Origin of the sequence: Candidatus Pelagibacter communis, assembly GCF_001179945.1 — a bacterium.
Taxonomy (GTDB): domain Bacteria; phylum Pseudomonadota; class Alphaproteobacteria; order Pelagibacterales; family Pelagibacteraceae; genus Pelagilacustribacter; species Pelagilacustribacter ubique_A.
Map to the genome: position 1 here is coordinate 1 of NZ_CVSG01000097.1, position 714 is coordinate 714.

General features: G+C 31.7%; 1 protein-coding gene and 1 pseudogene. Both read right to left on the bottom strand.

All coding sequences use genetic code 11. The features are described from left to right. Nucleotides 1-158 (bottom strand): annotated as a pseudogene (gene gatB, locus AMN78_RS04115) (Asp-tRNA(Asn)/Glu-tRNA(Gln) amidotransferase subunit GatB); the annotation flags it as partial. Beyond that, on the bottom strand, nt 155-714 hold a 560-nt coding region (locus AMN78_RS04015; RefSeq protein WP_256997716.1), incomplete at its 5' end, for an amidase family protein. The gene AMN78_RS04015 and the pseudogene gatB, both read right to left, overlap by 4 nt.

Here is a 714-nt window from a genome sequence, read left to right on the forward strand (position 1 = left end):
AAACTTACTTGTTTGTTAGGATCAGCTCCGAATTTAGTTGAGGAGCCTGAAAAAAGTTTTGAATTAGAAAGGACTTGAGCATGAACTTCTAAACCTATAACTACTTCATACTTCCCTTTCTCACCATTTATAAAATAATCAAATTTTTCTTTGCTCATGACCACCACTTTTTAATTTCATTTTTATAACCACAATTCTTCTCGAATGCGTAACCAATATTAAGAATTTTTTGCTCATCTAAAGCTTTACCTATCAATTGTAAACCAAGTGGGTAGCCCTGTTTATCTAATCCAGCAGGTAGAGATAAGGCTGGTAATCCAGCTAAATTTACAGGTACCGTAAAAATATCATTTAGATACATTGATACAGGATCATTAGTTTTTTCTCCTATCTTAAATGCTGAGCTTGGTGTTGAAGGTGTTAAAATAGCATCAACTTTTGTAAAACTATCATCAAAATCTTTTTTTATTAATTGTCTTACTTTTTGGGCTTTTAAATAATAGGCATCGTAATAACCAGAAGATAAAACATAAGTGCCTATTAATATTCTTCTCTTTACTTCATCACCAAATCCTTCTGATCTAGTGTTTTCATACATTTCAATTAAATCTTTTCCTTTTTGTGATCTGTAGCCATATCTTACACCATCATATCTTGCTAGATTTGATGAAGCTTCTGCAGGAGCAACAATATAGTAAGTAGGCAAAGCATATT